Here is a 25653-nt window from a genome sequence, read left to right on the forward strand (position 1 = left end):
CACGCTGTTGCAGTGGCTGTCGACTCTGCCGAGCTGTATGCGGGAGACATCAAATCGGTGCTGTTGTCCGAGGAGCAGATCCGGACGCGCACCGTCGAACTCGCCGAGATGATCGCCGAGCAATACCGCGACAATTTGGGCAACGACGACCTGCTGTTGGTCACGGTGCTCAAGGGCGCGGTCATGTTCGTCACCGATCTGGCCCGGACCATCCCGCTGCCGACGCAGCTGGAGTTCATGGCGGTGAGCTCATACGGCTCGTCGACCTCGTCCTCGGGCGTCGTCCGGATTCTCAAGGATCTCGACCGCGACATCAACGACCGCGATGTGCTGATCGTCGAGGACATCATCGACTCGGGTCTGACCCTGTCCTGGTTGCTCCGCAACCTCGCCACCCGTCACCCGCGCTCGCTGCGAGTGTGCACGCTGCTCCGCAAGCCCGAGGCCGTCAAGACCGAACTCGACGTCGCCTACGTGGGCTTCGACATCCCCAACGAGTTCGTCGTCGGCTACGGACTGGACTTCGCCGAGCGCTACCGCGACCTGCCCTACATCGGCACTCTCGAACCGAAGGTGTACGAAACGCCGTAAGCCGGAGGCTTACAAAAAGCGGAAGTCCGGCGCACAATTCGGGGCATGGCTGATACCAGCACAGCCCTGCGGATCTGCCCCTTCTGCGAGGCCACCTGTGGCCTGACGCTCACGATCTCCGACGGCCGGGTGACCGGTGCCCGCGGTGACCGCGACGACGTCTTCAGCGCGGGATTCATCTGCCCGAAAGGCGCCAGTTTCGGCGAACTCGACAACGACCCGGACCGGTTGACACACCCGCTGGTCCGCCGTGACGGCGTCCTGACCCCGGCCACCTGGGACGTGGCCTACGCCGTCATCACCGAGCGCCTCGGCGCGGTGATCGCCGAGCACGGCGGCGCCTCTGTCGGGGTGTACCTCGGCAACCCGAACGCACACACCGTCGCCGGCAGCCTGTATGCGCCGCTGATCATCAAGGGCCTCGGCACCCGGCAGGTGTTCAGCGCCAGCACGCTGGATCAGATGCCCAAGCACGTCGCACTCGGTCTGATGTTCGGCAGCCCGGTCGCGTTCACCGTGCCCGATCTCGACCGCACCGACTACCTCGTGATCATCGGCGCGAATCCGATGGTGTCCAACGGCAGCCTGGCCACCGCGGCCGATTTCCCCGGCAAGCTGCGGGCGCTGCGCAAGCGCGGCGGCAAGCTCGTCGTCATCGACCCCGCCCGTACCCAGACGGCCAAACTCGCCGACCGGCACCTCGCCCCGCGGCCCGGGACCGACGCGGCGCTCCTGTTCGCGATCGTGCACGTGCTGTTCGAGGAGGATCGCGTCGATCTCGGTCGGCTCGCCGAGCACGTCACCGGTGTCGAGGAGGTCCGCACGCTGGCCGACGAGTTCTCGCCCGAGGCCGTGGAAGCGGCCTGCGGCGTGGACGCCGAGGAGATCCGGGACCTGGCCCGCGAACTCGCGGCAGCGCCGACCGCCGCCGTCTACGGTCGCATCGGCACGTCGACGGTCGAGTTCGGGACGATCGGCAGCTGGCTCGTCGACGTCATCAACGTCCTCACCGGGAACCTCGACCGCCCCGGCGGCGCGATGTTCGCGCTCGGGGCGGCGGCCCCGGCGCCGCGGCCACCGAAACCGGGCCGCGGTTTCCGTACCGGACGGTGGGCCAGCCGGGTCTCGGGGTATCCGGAAGTGCTCTCCGAACTGCCGGCCGCCGCACTCGCCGAGGAGATCGACACCGCGGGCGAGGGCCAGATCAAGGCGATGATCACCATCGCAGGCAACCCGGTGCTGTCCGCGCCGGACGGCGACCGCCTCGACAAGGCCCTCGACACCGTTGACTTCATGCTGAGCGTCGACCCCTACCTCAACGAGACCACGCGCCACGCCGACGTGATCCTGCCGCCGCCTCCGCCGTCGCAGAGCGCCCACTTCGACGTCGCGCTGAACAATCTCGCGGTACGCAACAACGTGCGGTACTCGTCGCCGGCGCTGCCGCTCGACGGCCGGCCGGACGAGCCCGAGATCCTGTCCCGGCTCGCCCTCATCCTCTACGGCATCGGCGCCGACGGTGATCCCGTCCTCGTCGACGCGCAGGTGATCACGACGACGCTGGCCAAGGAGGTCGCCAACCCCGATTCACCCGTGGCGGGGCGGAACGTCGACGAGCTCACCGCCATGCTGTACGACGGGCCCGGCTACGAACGGCGCCTGGACATGATGCTGCGGGTCGGGCCCTACGGCGACGCCTTCGGCGCCAAGCCCGACGGGCTCACCATGGAGCGGTTGAAGGCCAACCCACACGGCATCGACCTGGGGCCGCTGCAGCCGCGGATCCCCGAGATTCTCCGAACCCCAAGTGGGCGGATCGAACTCGCGCCCGAACCGATCGTCACCGACGTGGCACGCCTGCGTGGCGCGCTCGGCCGCTCGGCCGGTGGCTTCCTGTTGATCGGCCGGCGACACCTGCGGTCCAACAACAGCTGGATGCACAACCTCCCGGCGCTGTCCGGAGGCTCCAACCGATGCACCCTGCAGATCCACCCCGACGACGCGGCTGATCTGGGCCTCACCGACATCGCGGTGATCAAGGGGCCGGGCGGCGAGCTGCTGGCCCCGATCGAGGTGGACGACGGCATGCGCCGTGGTGTGGTCTCGCTGCCGCACGGCTGGGGTCATGACCGCAATGGCACCGGCCAGCGGCTCGCGGCCAGCCATCCCGGGGCCAACGTGAATCAGCTCAACGACGGCACCCATCTCGACCCACTGTCGGGCACCGCGGTGCTCAACGGGATTCCGGTCGACATCGCGCCGGCGGGCGGAGCCTGAGCGGGAAACTAGGTCAGCTCCCAGATCACCGTCACCGAGAAGTCCACCGTCTGCTGACCGGGTTCGAGTGGGACGGCCTGCATCGCGGCGCGGGGCATCGGAGTGGGCGAGGGCGGCGTCGAGCCACCCGACTGCTCGGAAATCGAGATCACCTTGCCCAGGTGCAGTCCGGACAACCCGGCGTACTGCTCGGCCCGGTTCTTGGCGTCGTCGAAGGCCCGGGCGCGGGCGTTGCGGACCAGGTCCGAGTCGTCCTCGATCGAGTAGTTCACCGAGTTGATGCGGGTGGCGTCGCCTCCGGTGCTCGCGATCAAAGCCAAGGTCTGCGAAGCCTTGGCGGTGTCGCGGATCTTGACCTTGATCGAGTTGCTGGCGCGGTAACCCGTGATCGTGCTGTCCGTGAATTGCGGTTGCACGCTGACCTGGGTGGTGCTGATGTCCTTGCGGTCGATACCCGATCCGACCAGCGCGTCGATCACGGCCTGCTGCCGCTGGCTGGACTGGTTGAGCGCCCCCGACACATCCGGGGCGGTGAACTCCATCGCCACATCGGCGGTCAGGGTGTCCGGTACGCCTTGGACCTGGCCGGATCCGACGACGGTCACCTGGCGGGCCCCGTCCGGCGCGCCCGCGGTGGGACCCGAGGTTGTATCGCACGCGCTGGCGCTGACGGCGATCAATCCCGCCGCGGCAACGCCGAGGACCCGTAATTTCGCATTCCCGGCGATCGGCATGACCGAACCCTACCGGGACATCACGGCGTCACCAGGACTTTGCAGTGCCGGTCCGGCGAGGCGAGTTCGTCGAATGCGGTTGCGACCCCGTCGAGGCCGACGGTCCCGGTGATCATCGGTGCGACGTCGATCTCGCCCTCGGCGATGGCGCGCAGCGAGGTCGCGAACTCGGCCGGGTCGTAGCCGAAGACGAACTGGATGTTGATCTGTTTGGTGATCGCGTAGAAGGGGTGCACCGTGTCGGGTTGCATGCAGACCCCGGCCACCACCAACCGGACGCCCGCGGGTGCGCGACGCAGCACGTCGTCGATGATTCCGGGGGCGCCGACCGCCTCGAACACCACTGCGGGCCGGCACTGATGAAATGGTGAATCCGCGGCCGGATCCAGTGTGGTGTGGGCGCCCATCGTGGCGGCGAGTTCACGCCGGGTAGGGGAGAAGTCCGACGCCACAATGGTTTCCACGCCCCGGAGTTTCAAGGCGGCGATGATCGCGATGCCGACGGGGCCGCACCCGACGACGAGTGCCGCCTCACCCGGTTCGATGCGCGACGCGTTGACCGCATGCAGGCCGACCGCCATCGGTTCGGTGAGCGCGGCGTGAGCGGCGCTCAGACCGTTGGGTACCGGGAGCAGCAGCGGTGTCGACAGCAGCATCTTCTCGGCGTAGCCGCCGACGGTGGTGTTGCTGTACACGATCGGTGAGATCCCGGCAGTGGAGATCAGCACCGGCACCGACGTCACCAGCGTCCCGGCGGCAGGAGCGTCGGCTCCCGGTCCTGCGTCGAGGATCTCGCCACTGAACTCGTGGCCCATGTAGACATCGCCGGCCAGGTCGATGTCCATGTCTGGCACGCCCTCCAGGTCGGCGCTCGCAGCCAGCATGTCGGCGCCGTGGGTGGCGAAATGCAGGTCGGACCCGCAGATCCCGCACGCCTTCACCTCGACCAGCACCTGCCCCGGGCCGGGCACCGGATCGGGTACGTCATCGCGGACGATCATCCGCCCGTCACGCAGGACCGCGGCGCGCATCAGTTCTTCTCCTCGGAGGTGTGTTCGGTGATTGCCTTGACGATCGCCTGCCCGGCGCGGCCCAGCAGTTGATCCCGCATGCCCTTGGCCCAGTCGTGCGACGCCCGCGCGGCCGTGAGTTGGCCTTTGAAGTGCGGGATCACCTCACGGGCGAACAGTTCGTAGGAGTGGAACGTGGCCGCCGGTGGCGCCCAGTCGTGGCCGAGGAGCAGGAGGGTGCCGAACCCGCCGGAACGGTCCAGCAGGTCCTGGATATAGGTGATCGCGTCGGCCGTGGTGCCGATGCAGCAATTGCCGCCTGCGGCATAGTTTTCCACGAACTCGTACGGGGAGCCCGTCCCCTCGACTTTCTCCGAAAGTGGCACGAAACCCGCTGCGCCGAAGTAGTTGGCGAAATCCTGCAGGCCGTACGTGCAGTCCTCGATGGCCTGCTCGCGGGTGTCGGCGAGGTGGATGATGCCGAGCACCCGCCAGTCTTTCCGGTCGGGTTCGGGCCGGCCGGATTTGGCAGCCTGATCGCGCACGGTGTCCCAGGTGGTCTCGATGGCCGCGTAGCCGCCGGGTACCGACATCGACAAGGACAGCAGGGACGTGCCCAACGCGCCGGCCAACCGTGGCCCGGACGGGGAAACCATTGCCGCGGTGGATATTTCCGGATACGGCCAGGTGTAGGGACGGATGTGCAGCGCGGCGTCTCGCAGGGTGAACCAGTCGGTCTTGCGGTCGATCCGTTCATCGGGCCCGGCGCGGAACAACGCCAGGATCGCCTCCAGGGATTCCTGCATCATCGGCCGCTGATCCATCGGGTCGATGCCCATCATGTAGGCATCCGACGGCAGCGCACCCGGACCTGTCCCGAACATCACCCGGCCGCGGGTGAGGTGGTCGAGCAACACCCAACGGTCGGCCACCATGAGCGGGTGGTGATACGGCAGGGAGACCACGCCGGTGCCCAACCGGATGTGCTTGGTCCGTTCGGCTGCGGCGGCGATGAACACCTCAGGGCAGGCGATGAGTTCGTAACCGCCGGAATGGTGTTCACCGAACCAGGCCTCGTCGTAGCCCAGCCGGTCCAGCGCCTCGACCCGATCCATGTCGTATTGCAGTGCGGTGGTGGGGGATTGGCCGACCGGGTGGAACGGCGTGATGAAGACGCCGAAATTCAACGGACTCATTTCAGACCCTCCAGGAACTCCAGCAGAACTTTGTTCACCTCATCGGGACGCTCCTGCTGCAGCCAGTGCCCGGCCCCGTCGATCAACACCTCGCGGTAGTCGCCGGTGGCCACGTCCCGCACCCGGTCGCGCGGGGTGAAGCCCAGCACCGGATCGGCGGTGCCGGCGACGAACAGCATCGGGACCGTGATGGTCTGGTGCGCGGTGGTTCCCGAATCAGGATCGGTGAGCTCCCAGTTCCGGTCGAAGTTGCGGTACCAGTTCAGTGGCCCGGTGAAGCCGGTCTCGGTGTAGGCCTGCACGTACCGCTCGAACTCGTCGGTGGTGATCCAGTCCGGCAGCGGCGGCAGTGGTCGATCCGACAGGCTGTCCGGGGGAGCGCTGATGCCTTCCATCGCGACCATGCGGCGCAGGGACTGACGGACGTCGGCGCCCAGTGCGGCGTCGGCGACGCCGGGCTCCTGGAAATACAGGATGTAGAAGAAGTTGTCTCCGACGATCTTGCGCCAGATCTGCGTCGGCGGCGCGGATGCCCGCGGGACCGGGGGCACGCTCAGCGCGGCCACCGCGGAGACCCGGTCCGGGAAGAACAACGGAAAGTTGGTGGCGACGGGCGAGCCCCAGTCGTGGCCGATCAGCACTGCCTTCTCGGCGCCGACCTCATCGAGCAACCCCGCGATGTCGGCGGTCAGCTCGGTGATGTTGTAGGCGTCGATCTCGTCGGGTCGCGACGAGCCACCGTAACCGCGCTGGTCGGGGGCCAGAACGTGGTAGCCGGCTGCGGCCAGAACCGGGATCTGATGACGCCACGAATACGCCAGCTCGGGAAACCCGTGGGCCAGCACCACCACCGGATTTCCGCGTTCACCCGCCTCGATCACCTTCAACGTCACGCCATTGGTATCGACTAACCGTTCGGTCGGTGTGAGCACGATCTCACCCAAGCACAGCGGTCCGTCGTCGGCTAGATACCGTCGGGAACTGCCGGACGTTGGTGTAGCGGTAGCCTAAAACTCTCAACTGCGCACGTTGGAAGGACCGGGCCGAACTCGGCCGAGTGATCGATGAACCGCAAAAATGTGATCCGTACGCTGACCGTCATCGCGGTCGTGCTGCTGCTGGGCTGGTCGTTTTTCTATTTCAGCGACGACACCCGTGGCTACAAACCCGTCGACACCTCGGTGGCGGTGGCCCAGATCGGTGCTGACAACGTCAAGAACGCCCAGATCGACGACCGCGAGCAACAGCTGCGGCTCGATCTGAAGAGCGGCAAAGAAGAGACCGAGAACAGCGACAAGGTCATCACGAAGTACCCGACCGGCTATGCGGTGAAGCTCGTCGATCAGCTCGATGCCAAGCACGTCAAGTTCGGAACCACCGTCAACCAGGGCAGCTTCCTCGGCTCGATGCTGATCTACATGCTGCCGCTGCTGCTGCTGGTCGGCCTGTTCGTGATGTTCTCCCGGATGCAGGGCGGCGGCCGGATGGGCTTCGGCTTCGGCAAGTCGAAGGCCAAGCAGCTGGGCAAGGACATGCCCAAGACCACGTTCGCCGACGTCGCAGGCGTCGACGAGGCGGTCGAAGAGCTCTACGAGATCAAGGACTTCCTGCAGAACCCGTCGCGCTATCAGGCGCTGGGCGCCAAGATCCCCAAGGGCGTGCTGCTCTACGGCCCGCCCGGAACCGGTAAGACCCTGCTGGCCCGCGCCGTCGCCGGCGAGGCCGGGGTGCCGTTCTTCACCATCTCCGGTTCGGACTTCGTCGAGATGTTCGTCGGTGTCGGTGCCTCCCGGGTCCGCGACATGTTCGAGCAGGCGAAGGCGAACAGCCCCTGCATCATCTTCGTCGACGAGATCGACGCGGTCGGTCGTCAGCGCGGAGCCGGCATGGGCGGCGGTCACGACGAGCGTGAGCAGACGCTGAACCAGTTGCTGGTCGAGATGGACGGCTTCGGGGATCGGCAGGGCGTCATCCTGATCGCCGCCACCAACCGGCCCGACATCCTCGACCCGGCCCTGCTGCGTCCCGGCCGTTTCGACCGTCAGATCCCGGTGTCCAATCCCGATCTGGCGGGCCGTCGCGCCGTGCTCAAGGTGCACTCGGCCGGCAAGCCGATCGCCCCTGACGCCGACCTCGACGGGCTGGCCAAGCGGACCGTCGGCATGTCCGGCGCCGATCTCGCCAACGTGATCAACGAGTCCGCGCTGCTGACCGCCCGCGAGAACGGGACCGTCATCACCGGTGCGGCGCTGGAAGAAGCCGTCGACCGCGTCGTGGGCGGCCCGCGCCGCAAGGGCCGCATCATCAGCGAGCAGGAAAAGAAGATCACCGCTTACCACGAGGGCGGGCACACCCTGGCCGCGTGGGCGATGCCCGACATCGAGCCGATCTACAAGGTCACCATCCTGGCCCGCGGGCGCACCGGCGGCCACGCCGTCGCGGTGCCCGAGGACGACAAGGGTCTGATGACCCGCTCGGAGATGATCGCCCGCCTGGTGTTCGCCATGGGTGGTCGCGCCGCCGAGGAGCTCGTCTTCCGCGAGCCCACCACGGGTGCGGTGTCCGACATCGAGCAGGCCACCAAGATCGCCCGAGCGATGGTCACCGAGTACGGCATGAGCTCCAAGCTGGGCGCGGTGCGCTACGGCACCGAGCACGGAGATCCGTTCCTGGGCCGCACCATGGGCACCCAGGCCGATTTCGGTCACGAGGTGGCCCGCGACATCGACGACGAGGTCCGCAAGCTCATCGAGGCCGCGCACACCGAGGCGTGGGAGATCCTCACCGAGTATCGCGACGTGCTCGACACACTGGCCGGTGAGCTCCTGGAGAAGGAGACGCTGCACCGCGCCGAGCTCGAGGCCATCTTCGGCGACGTGAAGAAGCGCCCACGCCTGACCATGTTCGACGACTTCGGTGGCCGGGTGCCTTCGGACAAGCCGCCGATCAAGACCCCGGGTGAGATCGCCATCGAGCGCGGCGAACCGTGGCCGCCGCCGGTGCCCGAGCCTGCGTTCAAGGCCGCGATCGCGGCCGCCACCCGTGAGGCCGAGCGGGCCAAGGAGACCAACGGTGCCGGTGCCAACGGTGCCCCGCCGAACGGGTCGAACCAGAACGGCTCCACTCAGCCCGATTACGGTGCACCGGCCGGTTGGCACGCCCCGGGCTGGCCGCCCCCGCCGTCACAGCCGGGATACCAGCCGCCGCAGCAACAGCAGCAGCAACCGGGCTACTGGTACCCGCCGCCGCATCCGTCGGGATGGCAACAGCCCCAGCCGTACCCGTACCAGCCTTATCCTCATCCCGGCCAGCCTGCTCCCAATGAGGAGGCGGGTCAGGATGGCGGTCATGAGCGGGCCGACCGGTCCAACCCGCCGGCCCACGGCTGATCCGAGAACGGAGGCTTCGATGTCGCAGTCGTTGCGCGAGCATCACAACAACACCGATACGGCCACGCGGGTGTTCGATCAACCGCGCGCCGAGGCGGCTGTACGTGAGCTGCTGATCGCCATCGGTGAGGACCCGGATCGTCAGGGTCTGCTGGATACCCCGGCCCGCGTGGCGCGTGCGTACAAAGAGCTGATGGCCGGGCTGTACACCGACCCGGACGCGGTGCTCAACACCACCTTTGACGAGGAGCACGACGAGCTCGTGCTGGTCAAGCAGATCCCGATGTACTCCACGTGTGAGCATCACCTGGTGTCGTTCCACGGGGTGGCCCACGTCGGGTACATCCCCGGGGTGGACGGCCGGGTGACCGGACTGTCGAAGATCGCGCGTCTGGTCGACCTGTACTCGAAGCGCCCGCAGGTGCAGGAGCGCCTGACCGCCCAGATCGCCGACGCGCTGATGCGCAAGCTCGATCCGCGCGGAGCCATCGTGGTGATCGAGGCCGAGCACCTCTGCATGGCCATGCGCGGGGTCCGCAAGCCGGGCGCGGTCACCACCACGTCGGCGGTACGGGGACAGTTCAAGACCGACAAGGCTTCTCGGGCCGAGGCGCTGGAACTGATCCTTCGGAAGTGAACCCACCCGAGCCGATGGACCTTCGCGGGAAGCGCGTGCAGGTCATGGGGGTGGTGAATGTCACCGACGATTCCTTCTCCGACGGCGGCATGTTCATCGACCGCGACCGCGCGGTCGAACACGGGCTGGCGCTGGCCGCGGCCGGCGCGGCGATCATCGACGTGGGTGGGGAATCGACCCGGCCCGGCGCGGTGCGCATCGACCCTGCGGTAGAGGCGGCCCGCGTCGCCCCCGTCATCGAAGCGCTTACCTCCCAAGGCATCACGGTCAGCATCGACACCATGCACGCCGATGTGGCGAGGGTTGCGCTGGAACACGGCGCGCACATCGTCAACGATGTGTCCGGCGGCCTGGCCGACCCGAACATGGCACCACTGCTCGCCGAGGCCGGGGTGCCGTGGATCCTGATGCACTGGCGTTCGGTCGGCGCCGAGCAGCCGCACCGCGCTCCGGGTTACGGCGATGTGGTGGCCGAGGTTCGGGCCGAACTGCTGTCCGCGGTAGATGCCGCGGTCGCGGCGGGCGTCGCCCCGGAGCGGCTGATCATCGACCCGGGGTTGGGATTCGCCAAGACCGCTCAGCACAATTGGGCCCTGTTGCATGCGTTGCCCGAATTCATCGCGACCGGGATCCCCGTGCTGGTCGGTGCGTCGCGCAAGCGCTTCCTCGGTGCCCTGCTGGCCGGGCCGGACGGAACCCTGCGGCCACCGGACGGCAGGGAGACCGCTACCGCGGTGATCTCGTTGCTGGCGGCCCAGCACGGAGCCTGGGGTGTTCGGGTACACGATGTGGTGGCTTCCGTCGACGCGCTCGCCGTATTGGAAGCCTGGGAATCTGGAGGTCAGGTTGGCTGATCGGATTGAGTTGCGCGGCTTACGGGTTCGCGGCAACCACGGTGTGTTCGACCATGAACGCCGCGACGGCCAGGAGTTCGTCGTCGACATCACGGCGTGGGTGGATCTGCGCCGGGCGGCGGCGACCGACGATCTCGCCGACACTCTCGATTACGGCGCACTGGCCCAGCGGGCCGCCGACATCGTCGCGGGCCCGCCGCGGAACCTGATCGAGACCGTCTCGGCCGAGATCGCCGACGCCATCATGGCCGACGAACGTCTGCACGCGGTCGAGGTTGTCGTGCACAAGCCGAGTGCCCCGATTCCGCTGACCTTCGACGATGTCGCGGTGGTGGCCCGCCGGTCACGCCGCGGAGGTGCCCAATGACATCCACCGTCCTTTCGATCGGATCGAACATCGGCGACCGGCTGGCCCGGTTGCAGTCGGTGGTCGACGGCCTGGGGAACGCGGTTCGCGCGGTGTCGCCGGTATTCGAGACCGACGCCTGGGGCGGAGTCGAACAGAGTCCGTTTCTGAATGCGGTACTGCTCGCCGAGGATCCGAGCCTCGATTGCCACGACTGGCTGCGGCGCGGCCAGCGGCTCGAGGAGGATGCGGACCGGGTCCGGGAGCAGAAGTGGGGCCCGCGCACCCTCGACGTCGACCTGGTCACCTGCCATGACGGTGACGTGGAAGTGCTGTCGCGCGACGAGGACCTGACGCTGCCGCACCCGTTGGCTCACCTGCGCGCCTTTGTCCTGATCCCGTGGTTGGCGGTGGACCCGGATGCCACGTTGACCGTCGTCGGCCGGTCCCGGCGGGTCGCACACCTGCTGGAGGAGGTCGACCCTGCCGAACGCGCCGGAGTCAGGCCCACCGATCTGGCGCTGGACTTTCGCACCGAGCCGGCGGGCGACTGATGGGTCCGACTCGCAAACGTGACCTGGCCGGCGCGGTGGCTGTCGTCGCCATCGTCGGTTACGTACTGGTCGGAGTGCTTTACCGGTGGTTCCCGCCGCTGACGATCTGGACGGGGCTCTCCCTGCTGGCGGTCGCGATCGCCGAGGCGGGCTGGGCGTTCTATGTGCGGGCCAAGATCAACGACGGACAGATCGGGGTCGGGGCGGGCCGACTGCATCCGCTCACCGTCGCCCGGTCCGTCGTCATCGCCAAAGCCTCGGCCTGGGTCGGCGCCATCGTGGCGGGCTGGTGGATCGGGGTGCTGGTGTACCTGTTGCCCCGGCGCGGCGATCTGAGAGTGGCCGGCGAGGACACACCCGGCGCGGTGGTGGCTGCGCTCAGTGCCGTGGCGCTGATCGTGGCGGCGGTGTGGCTACAGCACTGCTGCAAGTCTCCCGAGGAACCGCCGGACAACGGCGATACCGCCACCGAGTGAACGATTTCGGCCAGGTAGTTGGCCGAATCGCCGCAGCGGTCCCCGGGTTAGATGACCCGTGACGGGTACAGTCGGCGCATGACCGTTCTGCCCCGCGGCGGCCGGCCACGGCGCGGCGGCCGAAGGCCAGGCTGGCTGCTCTTAACGGTATTGCTGGTGCTCGCCATTCTGGCCAGTTCCGCATTGGTGTTCACCGATCGCGTCGAGTTGCTGAAACTCGCCGTCATCCTGGCCCTGTGGGCTGCCGTGGTTGCGGCCTTCGTCTCCGTCATCTACCGGCGCCAGAGCGACCTGGACCAGGCCAAGGCTCGTGATCTGAAGTTCGTCTACGACCTGCAACTGGATCGCGAGATCTCGGCACGGCGCGAGTACGAGCTGACCGTCGAGACCCAGTTGCGCCGGGAACTGGCCTCCGAGCTGCGCGCCCAGGCCGCCGATGAGGTTGCCGCGCTGCGCTCCGAGCTGGCCGCGTTGCGGGCCAACCTCGAGATCCTCTTCGACACGGAGCTGGTGGACCGACCGGCCATCGAGACCGACAAGAGCGCGGTGCGGACCGCCGGCCGGGTCACCGCCAGTCGCCTGGACATACCGGCGGTCGAGGTTACCGACATTCGTATGTCGCGCACGCAGGAAAGCCCGATCATCGATGTCCCGGCCGAACCGCATCCGCCGGAGAGCGACTGGGGAACCTCAGGTGGGGTGCATCGGCTGCCGTCGCGGCCGACCCCTGCCGGCGAACCGGCCCGCCGTCGCCGGCGGCAGCCCGAACCGGCTCGCCAGCAAGAACCCCCGCGCCAGGAACCCCCGCGCCAGGAACCTCAGCCTCAGCCGCGGCCAGAACCGCAACCGGTGTCTCGGCCGGAGCCCCGACCGGAGCCGCAACCCCAACCTCAACCCCAGGCGCGGCCGGAGCCCCAGCCGCGGCCGGAGCCGAAACCGCAGCCGGCCGCCCGCAGGCTGCCTGAGCCACCCTCGACCTGGGCGCCACCTCCACCCCCGCCGACGATGCCGCCGATGCAGCCGTCACCCACCATCGAAGCGCCGGAGCCGGAGCCGGAGCCGGAGCCCCCGAGCGCACCGCCTCCTCCGGCTGCCGAACCCGCGGCGACGGGCTGGCAACCGGCACCCGCCGAGGGGCAGTGGATTCCCGCGGGCGCGCCGGGCAGCAACTGGGCTGCGCCGGTGGGCCAGAACGGCGCCGCAACCGAGTACGTCGGCCGGCGGCGCGCCCCCGAATCGACCCCGGTGGCAACTCCAGCGCCCACGGCCGAACCAGCGCCGGCCCCCGAACCGGCACCCGAACCCGAACCGGCTCCGGCGCCCGCGATGTCACCGGGCCAGGCTCCCGAACCGCCCCGGGGCCGTCATTCAGCCGGAGCCGACCCCGGTCGGCCCGTGCCGGATCAGCCGTCGCCGGCCTTGGCCACCGAGTCTTCGCAACCACCCGAGCCGCCGCGTCGGGCGTCACGGCATCGCAGCGACGACGAGCCTGAGCCGCCGAACGGGCACCATGCCGACGGACAGTCGGTGAACGACCTGCTGGCACGGTTTCAGGCCGGTCGCTCCGAAGGCGGGCGTCGCAGGCGCCGCGAGGAGTGAGCTAGTCTCGTGACGACCGTCCGGTACCCGCAACGCGGGACTGGAACGTAGAACTATTTCAACCTGTGAGGTCGTCTGCGATGCAGCAGCCCCCTGCGAACGGGTGGTCCCCGCCTGAGGGATTGCGTCCGGCCAGGCTCAGCGTAGGCATCATTTCCGCTGGTCGGGTGGGCACTGCGCTGGGCTATGCGCTGGAACGCGTCGAGCATGTGGTGGTGGCGTGCAGCGCGATTTCCGAGGCGTCGCGGCTGCGGGCGCAGCGCCGGCTGCCCGAAACGTCGGTCCTGCCGGTTCCCGAGGTGGCCCAGCGGGCCGAACTGTTGCTGTTGACGGTGCCTGACGCCGAGCTTCCGTCTCTGGTGTCGGGCCTGGCCGCCACCGGTGCGGTGCGACCCGGCACGATCGTGGTGCACACGTCCGGTGCCAACGGGGTCACGGTGCTTGCCCCGCTGACCGAGCAGGGGTGCATCCCGCTTGCCATCCATCCGGCAATGACGTTCACGGGCTCGGATGAGGACATCGCACGACTGCCCGACACGTGCTTCGGGATCACCGCCGCCGATGAGGTGGGATACGCGATCGGCCAGTCGCTGGTGCTCGAAATCGGTGGTGAGCCCTTCCGGGTTCCCGAGCACGCCAGAACGCTGTACCACGCGGCACTGGCGCATGCCAGCAACCATCTGGTCACCCTGGTGCTCGATGCGGTCGACGCCTTGCGGGCCGCGTTGCGCGGCCAGGAGTTGCTCGGTCAGGAACTCGTCGACGATGCTCCCGGTGGCCTGCCCGAACGTGTGGTGGGCCCGCTGGCCCGGGCCGCGCTGGACAACGCGATGCAACGTGGCCAGGCCGCGTTGACCGGACCCGTGGCGCGCGGGGATGCCGCCGCGGTGACCGCACACCTGAATGCGCTGCGCGCACTGGATCCGCAACTGGCCCAGGCTTATCGGGCCGACTCACTGCGTACGGCCCAACGTGCCCACGCGCCTGCGGGCGTGCTCGCAGCCCTCCGGGAGACGATCCCGGAAACAGGTCCCGAAAACCGCCCTGAAACGAGTCACGGATGACCCCCAGCAACACGCCCAAGTTCGTCGCCGGCGAGCTGAACGTCTATTCGGCACCGGCCGATGTCGCCGCTGTCGCCCGCGCCCTGCGCGCCAGCGGGCGCCGGGTGACCCTCGTGCCCACCATGGGTGCGTTGCACGAAGGTCACCTGACTTTGATCAGGGCGGCCAAGCGGGTTCCCGGCGCGGTCGTCGTGGTGTCGATCTTCGTCAACCCGCTGCAGTTCGGGCCGAGCGAAGACCTCGACGCCTACCCGCGGACCCTCGATGAGGACCTGGCCGCACTGCGTACCGAGGGCGTCGAGATCGCTTTCACCCCAACAGGTTCGGATATGTATCCCAACGGCCCCCGCACCAGTGTGCAGCCCGGGACAGCCGGCGATGAACTCGAAGGCGCGTCGCGCCAGGGGCACTTCGCCGGTGTGCTGACCGTCGTGCTCAAGCTGCTCCAGATCGTCCGGCCGGACCGGGCCTTCTTCGGCGAGAAGGACTACCAGCAACTGGCACTGATCCGGCAGATGGTCACCGATCTCAACGTCGACATACAGATCGTCGGGGTGCCCATCGTCCGGGAATCCGACGGACTGGCGATGTCGTCGCGCAATCGGTACCTCGATCCCGACGAGCGGGAACAGGCCGGGGCGTTGTCGGCGGCCCTGTTGGCCGGCAAGTATGCGGCGGCAGGCGGGGCGTCGGCGGCGGTCGACGCGGCGCGGGCGGTGCTTGACGAGGTGCCCGCCATCGACGTCGACTATCTGGAGGTGCGTGACCCGATGCTGGGTCCCGCGCCGAGCGAAGGTCAGGCCCGGCTGCTGGTGGCCGCCCGGCTGGGCCGAACCCGACTGCTGGACAACATCTCTGTCGACATCGGAGCGTCGGCGGGAATCGACGGACATCCGCGCGTCGGCGACGGCGACAATCACGAACTGCCCTGGAGGAACTGATGCAGCGCACCATGCTGAAATCGAAGATTCACCGCGCCACGGTGACACAGGCCGACCTGCACTACGTCGGCTCGGTGACCATCGACGCCGACCTGATGGACGCCGCCGACCTGCTCGAAGGTGAGCAGGTGACGATCGTGGACATCGATAACGGCGCCCGCCTGGTCACGTACGCCATCACCGGCGAGCGTGGCACCGGCGTGATCGGGATCAACGGTGCCGCAGCGCATCTCATCCACCCGGGCGATCTGGTCATCCTGATCGCCTACGGCGTGATGGAGGATGCCGAGGCCCGCGCCTATCGGCCGCGGATCGTATTCGTCGACGCTGACAACAAGCAGATCGACCTCGGTGAGCACGGCCACGATCCGGCCTACGTCCCCGAAGACGTGTCCGAACTGATGTCGCCGCGCTGATGCTGCTCGCCATCGACGTCCGCAACACCCACACCATCGTCGGGCTGATCTCCGGTTCAGGGGATCACGCGAAAGTGGTGCAGCAGTGGCGGATCCGGACCGAATCCGAGGTGACTGCCGACGAGTTGGCGCTCACCCTCGACGGCCTGATCGGTGACGACTCCGAGCATCTGACCGGGGCCGCCGGACTGTCGACGGTGCCGTCGGTGCTGCACGAGGTGCGACTGATGCTCGAGCAGTACTGGCCGACGGTGCCGCATGTGTTGATCGAACCCGGTGTGCGTACGGGTATCCCGCTGTTGGTCGACAACCCCAAGGAAGTCGGCGCGGACCGGATCGTGAACTGCCTTGCCGCCTATCACAAGTACGGCACTGCGGCGATCATCGTCGATTTCGGCTCGTCGATCTGTGTCGACGTGGTGTCGGCCAAGGGGGAGTTCCTGGGTGGGGCGATCGCCCCCGGTGTTCAGGTGTCCTCGGATGCGGCCGCGGCCCGCTCGGCGGCACTGCGGCGGGTGGAGCTGACCCGACCGCGCTCGGTGATCGGCAAGAACACCGTCGAGTGCATGCAGGCCGGTGCGGTTTTCGGGTTCGCCGGACTGGTCGACGGGCTGGTCCACCGGATCCGCGAGGACGTCGACGGATTCGCCGGCGACGACGTCGCGGTGGTGGCCACCGGCTACACCGCGCCGCTGGTGTTGCCGGACCTGCGCACAGTCGAGCACTACGACCGCCACCTCACGCTCGACGGCCTGCGGTTGGTGTTCGAGCGCAACCGCGACAGTCAGCGTGGCCGGCTCAAGCCCGCCAGATGAGCAGAACCATTTCGTCTTTGTTGTGAGGTTGTGCACACCGGGTCCGCAGTCTGTCCCCGTCAGGGTGCGGATAGGCCCCGCCGGCCTGTCGGCATGCAATTAAGCGTTGGCGTGTTCATTTAAGCTGGCATTTTGTGAGCCCAGCCGATCGCGACGACGCGTCCCAGTCCCAGGCCGACCTTCCCGAGCAGTTCCGGATTCGTCAGGCCAAGCGGGAGCGGCTGCTGGCCGAGGGGCGCGAACCCTATCCGGTGACCGTTCCGCGTACCCACACTCTTGCTGAACTGCGCCGCGCCTATCCGGACCTGGCTGCCGATACCCAGACCGGCGCGACGGTCGGTGTCTCGGGCCGGGTGGTGTTCGCGCGCAATTCCGGCAAGTTGTGCTTCGCGACGCTGCAGGAGGGCGACGGTACGCAGCTGCAGGCGATGATCAGCCTGGCCCAGGTGGGCCAGGAGTCACTGGATGCCTGGAAGGCCGATGTGGATCTCGGCGACATCGTGTTCGTTCACGGCGAGGTGATCAGTTCCAAGCGCGGCGAACTCTCGGTGCTGGCCGACTCGTGGCAGATCGCGGCCAAGGCCTTGCGCCCGCTGCCCGTTGCTCACAAAGAGATGAGCGAAGAAGCGCGGGTCCGTCAGCGCTATGTGGATCTGATCGTGCGTCCGGAGGCGCGCAGCATCGCGCGTCAGCGGGTGGCGGTGGTGCGGGCAGTGCGATCGGCGCTGGAACGCCGGGACTTCCTCGAGGTCGAGACGCCCATGCTGCAGACGCTGGCCGGTGGGGCGGCGGCCCGGCCGTTCATTACCCACTCGAATGCGCTCGATGTCGATCTGTACCTGCGTATCGCGCCGGAACTGTTCCTCAAGCGGTGCATCGTCGGCGGATTTGACCGTGTTTTCGAGTTGAATCGGAACTTCCGTAACGAAGGTGTTGATTCCACGCACTCGCCGGAATTCTCGATGTTGGAGACATATCAGGCCTACGGCGACTACAACGATTCCGCGGTAACCACCCGGGAAATTATTCAAGAGGTTGCCGACGAGGCGATCGGAACCCGTCAAGTGCCATTGCCCGATGGCACTATCTACGATCTCGACGGGCAATGGGACACGTTGGAAATGTATCCTTCGTTGTCCGAGGCTCTGGGTGAGGAGATCACGCCAGAGACTTCAGTAGAGTACTTGTGGTCTATTGCCGATCGGCTCGAGGTGGAGATTCCGCGTGACCGCGGCTACGGACACGGGAAATTGGTCGAGGAACTCTGGGAACACACTGTCGGTGAGAAGCTGTGGGCGCCGACGTTCGTCCGTGACTTCCCGGTCGAGACTTCGCCGTTGACCCGTGCTCACCGCAGCATTCCGGGGGTGACCGAGAAATGGGACCTCTACATACGCCGTTTCGAGCTTGCCACCGGATATTCCGAACTCATCGACCCGGTAATCCAGCGGGAACGATTCGAGGCGCAGGCCCGTGCGGCCGCCGCCGGCGATGACGAAGCAATGGTTCTCGACGATGATTTCCTTGCTGCATTGGAGTACGCGATGCCGCCGACCACCGGCACCGGAATGGGTATCGATCGCTTGTTGATGGCGTTGACGGGGTTGTCTATTCGCGAGACGGTTTTGTTCCCGATTGTTCGTCGTCACGGTAACTGAGTCACGGAACTGAACTGCTCTGACCGACCCGTTGTTGGAAATATGCGTGTTTTGTGGCACATTGGGGCGCGGGTGCAGGATACTCAGGCGTAAGTCACCAATGCGTAAGCAGAAGGGTTCGGTGCGGGGTAATGGCTAAGAAAGTGACCGTCACGTTGGTCGACGATTTCGACGGCGAAGCCACCGCCGACGAGACGGTCGAATTCGGCCTCGACGGTGTCACCTACGAGATCGACCTTTCCTCCAAAAATGCCACCAAGCTCCGGAACGACCTGAAGCAGTGGGTGGAGGCCGGCCGCCGGGTCGGCGGGCGTCGGCGTGGACGGGCGGCAGGCCCGGCCCGTGGCCGCGGTGCCATCGACCGCGAGCAGAGCGCCGCCATTCGCGAATGGGCCCGTCGGAACGGCCACAACGTTTCGACGCGTGGCCGCATCCCCGCTGATGTCATCGACGCATTCCACGCCGCAACATAGACGACCGCAACGTAACCGATAGTTGCCAGCTCCGGACCGGTGAGAATTCCCGGTCCGGAGTTTTTCGCTAGTGGCGAACCCGAATCGAGCGGTTTTCGGAAACGAATCGTCTACCGGCGGCGTTGCTCATCTGCAGCACTCGATGTGGACAGCTTGTCCTGGGTCCAACCTCCGCACCCGGGACGGCCGCCCATTAGAGTGGACGGTAGGTACTACGTGCGGGCTACGAGAAAACCGATATAACGAAGCCGTACGCGGGTATCGCTACGCGATGGAGAGCAGGTAACCACCGATGTTTGAGAGATTTACCGACCGTGCCCGCAGGGTCGTCGTCCTGGCGCAAGAAGAAGCCCGGATGCTCAACCACAACTACATCGGGACCGAGCACATCCTGTTGGGTCTTATTCACGAGGGCGAGGGCGTAGCCGCCAAGTCGCTGGAGTCGTTGGGCATCTCGCTGGAAGGCGTGCGCAGCCAGGTCGAGGAGATCATCGGCCAGGGCCAGCAGGCACCGTCCGGTCACATCCCCTTCACGCCGCGCGCCAAGAAGGTGCTGGAGCTTTCCCTGCGTGAGGCGCTGCAGCTCGGCCACAACTACATCGGCACCGAGCACATTCTGCTCGGCCTGATTCGTGAGGGCGAAGGCGTCGCCGCGCAGGTGCTGGTCAAGCTCGGCGCCGAGTTGACGCGCGTGCGCCAGCAGGTCATCCAGCTGCTGAGCGGCTACCAGGGCAAGGAAGCCGCCGAGGCCGGCACCGGTGGCCGTGGTGGCGAGTCGGGCAACCCGTCGACCTCTCTGGTCCTCGACCAGTTCGGCCGCAACCTCACCGCCGCCGCCATGGAGGGCAAGCTCGATCCGGTCATCGGCCGCGAGAAGGAAATCGAGCGGGTCATGCAGGTGCTGAGCCGTCGCACCAAGAACAACCCGGTGCTGATCGGCGAGCCCGGCGTCGGCAAGACCGCCGTCGTCGAGGGGCTGGCGCAGGCCATCGTGCACGGCGAGGTCCCCGAGACGCTCAAGGACAAGCAGCTGTACACCCTCGACCTGGGGTCGCTGGTGGCAGGCAGCCGCTACCGCGGTGACTTCGAGGAACGCCTGAAGAAGGTCCTCAAGGAGATCAACACCCGCGGCGACATCATCCTGTTCATCGACGAGCTGCACACGCTCGTCGGTGCGGGTGCCGCCGAGGGCGCCATCGACGCGGCCTCGATCCTGAAGCCCAAGCTGGCCCGTGGCGAGCTGCAGACCATCGGCGCCACCACCCTCGACGAGTACCGCAAGTACATCGAGAAGGACGCTGCCCTGGAGCGCCGGTTCCAGCCGGTTCAGGTTGGTGAGCCGACGGTCGAGCACACCATCGAGATCCTCAAGGGTCTGCGGGACCGCTACGAGGCGCACCACCGCGTCTCGATCACCGACGGTGCGCTGGTGGCCGCGGCCACCCTGGCCGACCGCTACATCAACGACCGGTTCCTGCCGGACAAGGCGATCGACCTGATCGACGAGGCCGGCGCCCGGATGCGTATCCGCCGGATGACCGCTCCGCCAGACCTGCGCGAGTTCGACGAGAAGATCGCCGACGCCCGCCGGGAGAAGGAGTCCGCGATCGACGCGCAGGACTTCGAGAAGGCTGCGAGCCTGCGTGATCGGGAGAAGACCCTGGTCGCTCAGCGCGGTGAGCGTGAGAAGCAGTGGCGCTCAGGCGATCTCGACGTTGTCGCCGAGGTCGATGACGAGCAGATCGCCGAGGTGCTCGGCAACTGGACCGGCATCCCGGTGTTCAAGCTGACCGAGGCCGAGACCACGCGCCTGCTGCGCATGGAGGACGAGCTGCACAAGCGGATCATCGGCCAGGAGGACGCCGTCAAGGCCGTCTCCAAGGCGATCCGCCGTACCCGTGCCGGTCTGAAGGACCCGAAGCGCCCGTCCGGCTCGTTCATCTTCGCCGGTCCGTCCGGTGTCGGTAAGACCGAGCTGTCCAAGGCGCTGGCCAACTTCCTGTTCGGCGACGACGACGCGCTCATCCAGATCGACATGGGCGAGTTCCACGACCGCTTCACCGCGTCGCGGCTGTTCGGTGCCCCTCCGGGCTACGTCGGCTACGAGGAGGGCGGCCAGCTCACCGAGAAGGTGCGTCGCAAGCCGTTCTCGGTCGTGTTGTTCGACGAGATCGAGAAGGCTCACCAGGAGATCTACAACAGCCTGTTGCAGGTCCTGGAAGACGGTCGTCTCACCGACGGTCAGGGCCGCACGGTCGACTTCAAGAACACGGTGTTGATCTTCACCTCCAACCTGGGCACGTCCGACATCTCCAAGGCGGTCGGACTCGGCTTCAGCCAGGGCGGCGGCGAGAACAACTACGAGCGGATGAAGCAGAAGGTCAACGACGAGCTGAAGAAGCACTTCCGGCCGGAGTTCCTCAACCGCATCGATGACATCATCGTGTTCCACCAGCTGACGCAGGACGAGATCATCCAGATGGTCGACCTGATGATCGGCCGGGTCGGCAACCAGCTGAAGGCCAAGGACATGGAGATGCAGCTGACCGACAAGGCCAAGTCCCTGCTGGCCAAGCGTGGCTTCGATCCGGTGCTCGGTGCCCGCCCGCTGCGGCGCACCATCCAGCGCGAGATCGAGGACCAGCTCTCCGAGAAGATCCTGTTCGAGGAGCTCGGCCCGGGCCAGTTGGTGACGGTCGACGTCGAGGGCTGGGACGGCGAAGGCGCCGGGGAGGACGCGAAGTTCACGTTCTCCGGTGCGCCCAAGGCGGCCGGTTCCGACGGTCCGGATCTGGCCAAGGCCGCAGCGACGGCCGAATAAGGTCCAAGACGAAGAATGCCCCCGCCGCAAATGGCGGGGGCATTTTTCATACCTGTTTCACACCTGCCCTAGGGAGAACTCCTGCGCGGTAGTTAGGATGCTGCTGTAATCGACAGGCAAAGGAACTTGGTGAGAATCCAAGACGGCCGCGCCACTGTAAAAGTCAGACCCTGACCTGTCATGACACGGACTGGGACGCGAATTCCCGGAAAGGCACGTAGATGACTTCCACTGACGCACGCAAGGTGCATGCCCGGCCGATCGACCTGTCGGCGACCAAGGCGGTGCTCTGGCTGACCCTGTCGGCGTTCGTCGCCCTGCTGGCCCTCTACTTCGTCGGCATGGATCAGGGTGCGACGTCCGTGTTCGGCAACAACACCTACGTGCACGAGTTCGTGCACGATGCCCGCCACCTGCTCGGATTCCCCTGCCACTGACGCAGCGGAGAAACCGGACAAATGGAAAGACAACTCATCGGGCGCGGCATTCTGGCCGGCGCCCTAGCAGGCGTGCTCGCCTTCCTCTGGGCGAAGCTGCTGATCGAACCGGTCATCGGCCGGGCCATCGACTTCGAGAACGGTGTCGGCGCGGCGCATGAGGCCGCCGAACACGCACACGGTGCGGGCGGGCATTCCCACGGCGGCGAAGGCGCCGAGGTGTTCACCCGCGGCGTGCAATCCAACATCGGGATGGGTCTCGGCGTCCTGATCTTCAGCGTGGCGATGGGCGCGCTCCTGGCAGTCGTGTTCTGCGTGGCATACGGCCGGATCAGCCTCTCGGCGCGAGCACTGGCGGCGCTGACCGCCGGCGGCATGCTGGTCTCGTTGTGGATCGTCCCCGCGCTCAAGTACCCGCCCAACCCGCCGGCGGTGAGCCTCGACGAGACGATCAAGCAGCGGACCCTGTTGTACGTGCTGCTGGTGGTGCTGTCGGCCGCCCTGTTCGTCGGCTCGATCCTGCTCGCGCGTCGGCTCACGCCGAAGCTGGGGGTGTGGAATGCCTGCCTGATCGGTATCGCGGACTACGTGGTGTCGATGGCTGTGGTGTTCCTGATCCTGCCGGGCATCCATGAGACCCCGTCGGCGTTCCCCGGCGACGACCTCTACGAGTTCCGGCTGTACTCGCTGGGGACGCAGGTGGTGATCTGGGCGACCATCGGGTTGGTGTTCGGGGCGCTGGCGTCGAAGGTGCTCGGTGAGAAGAAGCAGTCCGTCAGCGCGTGACTTCGGTGATTCTCGGTGAGTGAGGTCGTCCGGCTGTCGTTGGTGTCGCATGCGATGACCGACGCCATGGCGGCCGGACGATTCCCCAACGACGAACCGCTGAACCAGTTGGGCCATCGGCAGGCCGACGCGACCGTCGATCTCGGCGTCGTCGACGCGGCCTACTGTGCGCCGGAGAAACGGGCCCGGCAGACCGCGGAACTGCTCGGCCTGCCGGCGGCGGTCGAACCTCAGCTTGCCGACCTGGACTTCGGGAGTTGGCGCGGGACCGTTCTGAGCGGCGTCCAGCCGGCGGACCTGGCGGTCTGGCTCACCGACCCGACCCGGGCTCCACACGGCGGCGAGTCGGTGGTCGATCTCGTCAAGCGGGTGCGCGGCTGGATGGACAGCCTGGCCTCGGCGCGGGGACGGCTGGTGGCCGTCACCCACCCCGCGGTGATCCGCGCGGCCATCCTGGTTGCGCTCGATGCGCCACCGAAATCGTTCTGGCGGATCGACATCGCACCGATGAGCCGCACCGTCATGAATTTCCGCGGTCAGGCCTGGACGCTGCGCACCCGCAGCGGTTGACCGGCTGCGCAGCAATCCAATCGCGGTCAGGTCACTGGGGGTCGAAACTGTTGATGCGCCATTGCCCGTCGACCTTCTTCATGCCAACCCGCACCGCGCTCTGACTGGTGGACGGGTCCGGGTTGGCCGCGCTGGTGCTGACTTGATTGACGAACACCAAAGCTGCTGCCGTGTCGGGGTTGTCGATGGAGATGACACCGGACTGCACGACGGTTGCAGTGGTATTGACGTGCTTCTGCCGCGCGGCGGGGATGACGGACGTTTCGGTGAAGTTCTTGTAGTAGTCGGCGAAGTCGCCGGTGGTGACGGCGAGCGCCGCGGCGACGTCCTGCTCGACGGTGTCGGACGAGTAGGACAGGATCTTCACGGTGTTGGTCGCCGCGGCGTCGGTGACGGCCTGCCGTAGATCGGCCTGATCTGCGAGGGCCACCGGTGCCGGGCGACTCTTCACGATCAGCTGGATGCCGCCGAGCGCCCCGAGCACTGCGATACCAACGGCCAACGCGGCGTTGATGATCCACAGAGCAGTCTGGCGGCCGGTCACGATGCGAACTCGACATTCGAGGCCTTGAAGGCCCCGTCGACTTTCTCGACGGTGACGATCAGCCGCCAATTTCGGGGAGCCTGGTCGCCGGAGTCGTTCTTGGGCTGCGCCGTCGCCGCGATGAGAACAACGGCGCTTTCGCCGTGGTGGTCGATGGACTTGAGTGCCACCGACTTGGTGCTCGCAGTCGTGGTCACGCCCGTGGCTTTCAATGTCTGGACGAAAGTGTCACGCGTTTTCGCGAATTGGTCGTGGAACGTTCCGGTCGCGTTGTCCAGGATCCAGTCGATGTCGGCCTCACTTGTCTGTGGACTGATGGACATCATCCGTTCGGTGAACCCCTTGGCGAAGTCGGCATACGGCTGCCACTGCGTCGAGGCAGCCGCCTGAGGTGTGGGGCGCGACCATTGCCAGGCGGTGAACCCGCCCGCGCCGGCCAGCAACACGAGAAGCACCACCATGACGGCCACTGCCGCGGCCGTCCCGCGAGGTGATGCAACCGGGACAGCGAATTGGGTTGGCACTCCGGTAGGGACGGCGAAGTGTGCCGGTGCCGCAGCCATCGGGGCGATCGCAGGCATGGTCACCTGCTGATGGATCGACTGCGGCGCACCGAAGGCGGCACCGGCGAGTGCCTGCGCAAAATCCGAGCATTTCGGATAGCGGTCGCCGGGCGACTTGGCCAACGCTCGCGCGAAAACGGGGTCCAGTCGGGCCAGCTCGGGCCGGAACTGGGACAACGGGGGTGGCGCTGCACTGAGGTGCTTGCCGATCACCACCGCAGGATTGGTGTCGACGAACGGCGGTGCGCCCGCCAAGAGGTGAAATACCGTGGCCGCCAAGGCGTATTGGTCGGTGCGGCCATCGAGCTGCGCGCCCAGCAACTGCTCGGGGGCGGCGTAGGCCACGGTGCCCACCGTGGTGTTGGTTGCGGTCAGTCCGCTGATGTCCCCGGTGCGGCGGGCAATGCCGAAATCGGCGAGCAGGATGCGTTGATCGGCGTGGTCGCTCTCTCCGAGCAGAATGTTGGCGGGCTTGACGTCGCGGTGCAACATCCCGTGGCCGTGCGCGTAGTCCAAGGCGGAGGCGACCGCGGTCGCGATCGCCGTCACCTGGACCAGCGGCAGACCCCCGGGATACGCCCGCGCCAGATTCGCGGCGTCCCGGCCGCGAACGTAATCCATCGAGATCCACAGTTGGCCGTCGGCCTCGCCACGGTCATGCAGGGCAACGATGTTGGGATGCCACAAACTCGAAGCCAGTTCGGCTTCTCGGGTGAACCGGTCGCGATAGCCGGGGTCCTGCGAGGCACTGGCCGGCAGAATCTTGACGGCCTCCTGGCGTGGCAGGCGCGGGTGCTCAACCAGATAAACCTCGCCCATCGCGCCGGAGCCCAGCGGCTGCACCACCGTGAACCCGGCGAAATTCGACCCCGTCTGCAGCGGCATGCAGCGGATCGTACCGA

Annotated in this window: 25 protein-coding genes and 1 riboswitch; of the genes, 19 read left to right on the forward strand and 6 right to left on the reverse strand. The window is 67.1% G+C overall.

Translation table 11 applies throughout. The annotated features are described in order from the left end of the window. Positions 1–12: 12 nt before the first annotated feature. Together hpt and AC4LGL_RS03265 are read left to right on the forward strand one after the other, a co-directional pair. Positions 13–591, forward strand: a complete 579-nt coding sequence (hpt, locus tag AC4LGL_RS03260; RefSeq protein WP_170856359.1) for a hypoxanthine phosphoribosyltransferase — start codon at positions 13–15, stop codon at positions 589–591. A 45-nt stretch (positions 592–636) separates the two neighbouring features. Continuing rightward, positions 637–2868, forward strand: coding sequence for a molybdopterin-dependent oxidoreductase (locus tag AC4LGL_RS03265; protein WP_491837609.1), 2232 nt, complete (start codon positions 637–639; stop codon positions 2866–2868). Between the two features lie 8 nt (positions 2869–2876). Here the strand turns inward: AC4LGL_RS03265 and AC4LGL_RS03270 are convergent, their stop codons facing one another. Genes AC4LGL_RS03270 through AC4LGL_RS03285 form a run of 4 tightly spaced genes read right to left on the reverse strand, consistent with a single transcriptional unit; the run spans position 2877 to position 6740 of the window. Then, the gene (locus AC4LGL_RS03270) at positions 2877–3602 is read right to left on the reverse strand and encodes an SIMPL domain-containing protein (RefSeq protein ID WP_491837610.1); all 726 of its coding nucleotides are present in this window, start codon (positions 3600–3602) and stop codon (positions 2877–2879) included. A gap of 20 nt (positions 3603–3622) precedes the next feature. Beyond that, positions 3623–4633: a zinc-binding dehydrogenase gene (locus tag AC4LGL_RS03275; RefSeq protein WP_491837611.1), complete on the reverse strand. Its 1011-nt coding sequence runs from the start codon at positions 4631–4633 to the stop codon at positions 3623–3625. Then, positions 4633–5808 carry an LLM class flavin-dependent oxidoreductase gene (locus AC4LGL_RS03280; protein WP_491837612.1) on the reverse strand — a complete coding sequence of 392 codons (1176 nt, stop codon included), beginning with the start codon at positions 5806–5808 and terminating at the stop codon, positions 4633–4635. Before AC4LGL_RS03280 ends, AC4LGL_RS03275 begins: the two co-directional genes overlap by 1 nt. Continuing rightward, complete coding sequence (locus AC4LGL_RS03285; RefSeq protein ID WP_491837613.1) at positions 5805–6740, reverse strand: alpha/beta fold hydrolase; 936 nt, start codon at positions 6738–6740, stop codon at positions 5805–5807. Before AC4LGL_RS03285 ends, AC4LGL_RS03280 begins: the two co-directional genes overlap by 4 nt. A 132-nt stretch (positions 6741–6872) precedes the next feature. On the opposite strand from AC4LGL_RS03285, the gene ftsH reads away from it, so the two are divergent. From ftsH to AC4LGL_RS03370, 17 genes are all read left to right on the forward strand, one after another. After that, the gene (gene ftsH / locus AC4LGL_RS03290) at positions 6873–9197 is read left to right on the forward strand and encodes an ATP-dependent zinc metalloprotease FtsH (RefSeq protein ID WP_491837614.1); all 2325 of its coding nucleotides are present in this window, start codon (positions 6873–6875) and stop codon (positions 9195–9197) included. Positions 9198–9216: 19 nt separating this feature from the next. After that, positions 9217–9834, forward strand: coding sequence for a GTP cyclohydrolase I FolE (gene folE / locus AC4LGL_RS03295; protein ID WP_055118027.1), 618 nt, complete (start codon positions 9217–9219; stop codon positions 9832–9834). A 14-nt stretch (positions 9835–9848) separates the two neighbouring features. Continuing rightward, positions 9849–10688 carry a dihydropteroate synthase gene (gene folP, locus AC4LGL_RS03300; protein WP_491837743.1) on the forward strand — a complete coding sequence of 280 codons (840 nt, stop codon included), beginning with the start codon at positions 9849–9851 and terminating at the stop codon, positions 10686–10688. Then, entirely contained in the window at positions 10681–11055 is a 375-nt protein-coding gene (folB, locus tag AC4LGL_RS03305; RefSeq protein WP_491837615.1) for a dihydroneopterin aldolase, read from the forward strand. The genes folP and folB overlap by 8 nt, the downstream gene beginning before the upstream one ends. Next, positions 11052–11588 (forward strand): 2-amino-4-hydroxy-6-hydroxymethyldihydropteridine diphosphokinase, encoded by a 537-nt coding sequence (gene folK, locus AC4LGL_RS03310; RefSeq protein WP_491837616.1) that lies wholly within the window; start codon positions 11052–11054, stop codon positions 11586–11588. Before folB ends, folK begins: the two co-directional genes overlap by 4 nt. Continuing rightward, entirely contained in the window at positions 11588–12064 is a 477-nt protein-coding gene (locus AC4LGL_RS03315; protein WP_418009540.1) for a DUF3180 domain-containing protein, read from the forward strand. Before folK ends, AC4LGL_RS03315 begins: the two co-directional genes overlap by 1 nt. Before the next feature lie 78 nt (positions 12065–12142). Next, on the forward strand, positions 12143–13663 hold the full coding sequence (locus AC4LGL_RS03320; protein WP_491837617.1) for a DUF6779 domain-containing protein: 1521 nt from the start codon (positions 12143–12145) through the stop codon (positions 13661–13663). Between the two features lie 80 nt (positions 13664–13743). Next, positions 13744–14727, forward strand: a complete 984-nt coding sequence (locus AC4LGL_RS03325) for a Rossmann-like and DUF2520 domain-containing protein (RefSeq protein ID WP_491837618.1) — start codon at positions 13744–13746, stop codon at positions 14725–14727. Then, positions 14724–15668 (forward strand): pantoate--beta-alanine ligase, encoded by a 945-nt coding sequence (panC, locus tag AC4LGL_RS03330; RefSeq protein WP_491837619.1) that lies wholly within the window; start codon positions 14724–14726, stop codon positions 15666–15668. Before AC4LGL_RS03325 ends, panC begins: the two co-directional genes overlap by 4 nt. Then, positions 15668–16084, forward strand: coding sequence for an aspartate 1-decarboxylase (panD, locus tag AC4LGL_RS03335; RefSeq protein ID WP_491837620.1), 417 nt, complete (start codon positions 15668–15670; stop codon positions 16082–16084). The genes panC and panD overlap by 1 nt, the downstream gene beginning before the upstream one ends. Further along, a complete protein-coding gene (locus tag AC4LGL_RS03340; RefSeq protein ID WP_064883937.1) occupies positions 16084–16899 on the forward strand; it encodes a type III pantothenate kinase in 816 nt (271 codons plus the stop codon). Before panD ends, AC4LGL_RS03340 begins: the two co-directional genes overlap by 1 nt. Before the next feature lie 134 nt (positions 16900–17033). Next, positions 17034–18557: a lysine--tRNA ligase gene (gene lysS, locus AC4LGL_RS03345; RefSeq protein ID WP_491837621.1), complete on the forward strand. Its 1524-nt coding sequence runs from the start codon at positions 17034–17036 to the stop codon at positions 18555–18557. Between the two features lie 131 nt (positions 18558–18688). Then, a complete protein-coding gene (lsr2, locus tag AC4LGL_RS03350; protein WP_036442478.1) occupies positions 18689–19030 on the forward strand; it encodes a histone-like nucleoid-structuring protein Lsr2 in 342 nt (113 codons plus the stop codon). Positions 19031–19322: 292 nt separating this feature from the next. Next, positions 19323–21851, forward strand: a complete 2529-nt coding sequence (gene clpC1 / locus AC4LGL_RS03355) for an ATP-dependent protease ATP-binding subunit ClpC (RefSeq protein ID WP_491837622.1) — start codon at positions 19323–19325, stop codon at positions 21849–21851. Positions 21852–21929: 78 nt separating this feature from the next. Continuing rightward, positions 21930–22122, forward strand: a riboswitch (cobalamin riboswitch). Beyond that, a complete protein-coding gene (locus AC4LGL_RS03360; protein WP_491837623.1) occupies positions 22097–22288 on the forward strand; it encodes a CbtB domain-containing protein in 192 nt (63 codons plus the stop codon). (Overlaps the previous riboswitch by 26 nt.) A 21-nt stretch (positions 22289–22309) precedes the next feature. Then, the gene (locus AC4LGL_RS03365) at positions 22310–23074 is read left to right on the forward strand and encodes a CbtA family protein (protein ID WP_491837624.1); all 765 of its coding nucleotides are present in this window, start codon (positions 22310–22312) and stop codon (positions 23072–23074) included. Between the two features lie 15 nt (positions 23075–23089). Continuing rightward, positions 23090–23644 (forward strand): histidine phosphatase family protein, encoded by a 555-nt coding sequence (locus AC4LGL_RS03370; RefSeq protein ID WP_491837625.1) that lies wholly within the window; start codon positions 23090–23092, stop codon positions 23642–23644. Positions 23645–23675: 31 nt separating this feature from the next. Here the strand turns inward: AC4LGL_RS03370 and AC4LGL_RS03375 are convergent, their stop codons facing one another. After that, positions 23676–24188: a hypothetical protein gene (locus AC4LGL_RS03375; RefSeq protein WP_491837626.1), complete on the reverse strand. Its 513-nt coding sequence runs from the start codon at positions 24186–24188 to the stop codon at positions 23676–23678. Further along, complete coding sequence (locus AC4LGL_RS03380) at positions 24185–25636, reverse strand: serine/threonine-protein kinase (RefSeq protein ID WP_491837627.1); 1452 nt, start codon at positions 25634–25636, stop codon at positions 24185–24187. The genes AC4LGL_RS03375 and AC4LGL_RS03380 overlap by 4 nt, the downstream gene beginning before the upstream one ends. Positions 25637–25653: the final 17 nt, after the last annotated feature.

It is taken from the genome of Mycolicibacterium arcueilense (genome assembly GCF_058536225.1).